The sequence below is a fragment of the Desulfobacter sp. genome, assembly GCF_050177295.1.
This window is the reverse complement of the sequence record NZ_JBFXHE010000413.1, coordinates 1-3,905: the sequence shown is the minus strand read 5'-3', so window position 1 is coordinate 3,905 and position 3,905 is coordinate 1. Positions and strand designations below refer to the sequence as shown.

Genomic DNA, 3,905 nt, shown 5'->3' with positions numbered 1-3,905 from the left:
GTATAATTTTTAAAATGCAATAATATCAACCTGTTATTCTTTTTTAAGTATTTTTGGCCTCCGAAAAAGACCATTTCTCAGCCCAGTGTTTACAGGGCTGAAGAAAAAACTTGATAGTCGAGTTTTAATTCTTCACAATGCCCCAAAAGTCCAAGAATCTCCTTTTGTCGATGAGCAAAATGTGAAAGAGCCTCTTCGACTTTTTGCTTGAGAGAATCAAAAGTTGGGAAATAATGCAGATGAATTTCATCTTTTTCCATAACTTTTCAATGGGATTAAAATCGGGAGAGTATGCTGGTAATTGATAAACAGTCAGACGCTCCTTAAATTGTTCACAAAATAACCTCATAGCGGCAGGGGTATGATATCTTGCTCCATCTTGAACCAGGAAAATGTGTTTTGTTGTTTTACCGAGGACTTCCAAAAGGAAATCTTTATAAGATTCTGAGTTGAAGCGGCCCTCAAGAGTTTTGTAGAAGAACCTGCCGGAAAAGTAGTCGATAAGTCCCAATACTTTATAGCCTTTTCGTATTCCCGAAGTAGGGACAGTGGGTTGGTGTCTAATTGGCGCCCAGGTATAAGTGAGGCTGCCCCATTGAGGAAAGGAGACTTCATCTCCAAACAGGAGATATGTTTTTTGTTTTCAGGCGTAGCTATGAAGCCCGGATAAAAGAAAATTCACCCCGAAATAGGTAAACAGCACCCCTAAAAATCCAATGATGGAAACAATGGCAAGATTTTTTCCGTGCCACCCGCGCATCAGCCGCAGATGCAGGAAAATAGCATAAATAAACCAGGTGATCAAAGACCAGGTCTCTTTAGGATCCCAGGACCAGTATTTACCCCAGGCGGAATTCGCCCATACAGCGCCTGTGATAATACCGATGGTCAGGAAAAGAAACCCGAAAACGATCATCTGGTAGGTTAATTCATCAATGGTATCCCAGTCCGGCAGTTTTGCAAACAGACGATTTGCTCCGGGATCTTTGGGTTTGATGAAGTACATAAAGCTGAACCCAAAGGCAAGGGAAAAGCCTGCATACCCCAAAAAGCAGGTAATTACATGGGCAATGAGCCAGTTGGACTTAAGTGCGGGGATCAAAGGCGTAATTTTTGACGTGATGGACGGATCAAAGCTGGCATAGGCAATACCCAGAAAAATCAAGGGAGATACAAATACGCCGATGATGCTTTCTGCGTATTTAATTTCCACAAACACATAAAGGGCAGCGGTAGTCCATGAAAAAAAGATCAGGGACTCATACATATTGGAAAAGGGTGCATGGCCGTATCCCATGTGGTAGGATTCCACCCACCGCAGTAAAATCCCGCCGGTATTGGCCACAAGCCCGATAACAATCACCCAGAACCCAAGCCGGGCAAACGCCTGTTTTTTAAATGAGAAAGATCCAATATAGAATACCGATGCCAAAGCATAGATAAATGTTGCAGCCGATAAAAGCAGGGATGAATTCATTTGCCTGATACGTCCTTTAATTCCTTTGCAAGTTTTTTAACGGCCAGATTGGTGCTCTGTGCGTTGCGGTTGGCCCGGCCGGCCACCCACACCCGGGTACTGCCGGACCCGGTTTGTTCAAGACCGATGCACACGGACTGATGGGAAACAAAAAAAGTGACCCAGCAGCCGATGATCATAAGAAGAAAGCCTGTGTACACAAAGGGAACGCCCGGATCCTTTGTCACCTGAAGGCCGGTGTAATAGGCATGGTCCCAGGATTTGACCTCAATCATGAATCTGCCCTTTCGCATTTTATCAAAGGTTGGAAACTTGGTGGGCAAAGCAATCTGGACATTTTGGCCGTGGGTTATATCAAGGCGCCCGATAAACGCCTCGCCAAGGTCATGACCGTTGAAATCATAATGGGGCAGAAATCCTTCAAATGTAAACGTACCGGTACCAGCCGGCAGCTGCGCGACCCCGCCGTTTTGAATGGTGTGAGTTTCAATGGTTCCGGTTTCATTGTCCGTGATTTCAAAAAGTGCTTCATCAGGCGTGGTTGCACCATAGGAAGCCTGGAAGATATTGATGCCCTTATACCTTAGCGGATGGTTGACCAGGATGTCTTCTGAAAAACTTTCCTGGTTGTTTTCAAGGATAGTCAGACTGGATTTAAATTCGTCCGGTGCCCCTGTATCGTAAAATTTGACCTGAAAATTATTGCACCTGACTGTGAACGGTAGTTTTATCGGCAGCCGTGTGTGGGCATCAAACACGGTATCTGCGGCCTGTCCTTCGTCCAGGCGCAGGTTGGCCTTGAATCCCAATGCAGACCCGATCAGTGCACCGGCAAGCAGCAGGAGCACACTTGTATGGACCACGTAAACTCCCAGGCGGGACCACCTGCCTTTTTCCGTATACAAAAGCAGACCCTTTTCATCTGTTTTTTCAACAACTTTTCCGACCCGCCTGGCAAGCACCTGCTTTGCCTGGGACGCAAAGTGGTCCATGGGAAGGTGACACTCAAACTGCTGTCTGTTTTTAGTTTTTTCAAACCGCTGGGGATTAATCGAGATTTTTTGGGGAAAAATAATTTTCCAGGTAACAGAAAGCTGGTTAATGGAACAGACAACAATATTAACGCATAAAACAACCATGAGCAGCAGATACCACCAAGCCTGATACATCCTGTCCAGATCAAGCACCTGGATCATATTGTATAATCCTGGACCGTAAAGTCTGATATAGGCTTCGGGACTTGCGTTCTGCAAAACCACGGTGCCAATGATGGAGGTTAAGGCTAAAAGCACCAGGGTATACACAGTGAGTTTCACCGAGGCAAAAAACATCCATATTTGATCGGCAAAGCTTTCTTTTTGTTTCAAAACGATTCTTTCACTAAAATTTGTATGAAAGCGCCAAGATTAGTCAGACCGCTTTCACGTCATATTACAGGTCATGCCGGCAGCTTTTACAAGGCTGACCCGTGTCAGGTACTCAATATATCCGCCCCCGTTATCTGAGGTCTATTCCCCATCCAGAACCGCCTGCAGATTGGATCTACGTTCAACAGAGGTCTGTACGGCCTGTCGGATCGTGGGCATACTGCCGAAAATAATCACTTTTTTCCGGGACCGTGTGATCCCCGTATAAATCAACTGCCGGGTAACCACCGGTGATATTTGTTCAGGGATGAGGATCAGCACAGTGTCAAATTCCGATCCCTGGCTTTTATGGACGGTCACGGCAAAGCCAAGCTCACACTCAGGCAGATCAGACATCCTGAAATGCCTGATTTCTGATGTTCCTGAATCTGACTGTTCCGGGGCAAACCAGGCTGTTGCAACTTCATTTTCTTCAAGGACCACACAGGTATCACCATTAAACAGCGCCCTTTTGTAATCATTGCGCCGGACCATTAAAAGCGTTTTAAAAACAGGCCGCTTTATACCATTTTTCCTTTTAGACTGTAATGTTTTTTCACATAGATGATTAATTTGTAATGTTCCGCTGTTCCCTGAATTGTGGGCGCACAGCACACGAAATCCATCAACCGCCGCCATGGCCTGCTTAGGGGATGCTGCATCCCAAAGCGGCTTGTACCCTTCCCGGATACAGGCTTCAAGGCGGGTCTGAGATCCCCCATCCTTAACAGTATCCACAAATTCAAGATCAGGGTAATCCGCCTTGAGAATATCTGCCACGGTATCCGCATCACTGACATTAACAGCCGTGGCAAGTTTTTCAATGCCGGCTTTCCCCCCGGACCTGAAATTAAAATCCAGAAATACCCGGAAACCGGACAAAACATCTGCATGACACAGGTCGGAAAACACGGCCCCAGCCTGAACAGGAGAAAGTTGTTTCATATCACCGAGCATGACAATGCGTGCATCAGGGCAGATGGCCTCAAAAAGTCTTGTCATAAGCGCCATGTCAATCATGG

The 3,905-nt window shown here is 46.0% G+C and carries 4 protein-coding genes and 1 pseudogene; all 5 read right to left on the bottom strand.

What is annotated here, in order from left to right:
- Window positions 1–89: 89 nt before the first annotated feature.
- Entirely contained in the window at window positions 90–260 is a 171-nt protein-coding gene (locus AB7U36_RS20140) for a hypothetical protein (RefSeq protein WP_428161419.1), read from the bottom strand.
- Between the two features lie 35 nt (window positions 261–295).
- Window positions 296–625, bottom strand: a pseudogene (locus AB7U36_RS20135) (transposase); the annotation flags it as partial.
- Between the two features lie 18 nt (window positions 626–643).
- Window positions 644–1,477 (bottom strand): c-type cytochrome biogenesis protein CcsB, encoded by an 834-nt coding sequence (gene ccsB / locus AB7U36_RS20130; protein ID WP_428161418.1) that lies wholly within the window; start codon window positions 1,475–1,477, stop codon window positions 644–646.
- On the bottom strand, window positions 1,474–2,844 hold the full coding sequence (resB, locus tag AB7U36_RS20125) for a cytochrome c biogenesis protein ResB (protein WP_428161417.1): 1,371 nt from the start codon (window positions 2,842–2,844) through the stop codon (window positions 1,474–1,476). Before resB ends, ccsB begins: the two co-directional genes overlap by 4 nt.
- Window positions 2,845–2,985: 141 nt before the next feature.
- Window positions 2,986–3,905 (bottom strand): ATP-dependent DNA helicase (locus AB7U36_RS20120; protein ID WP_428161416.1); only part of this gene is annotated, 920 nt, incomplete at its 5' end.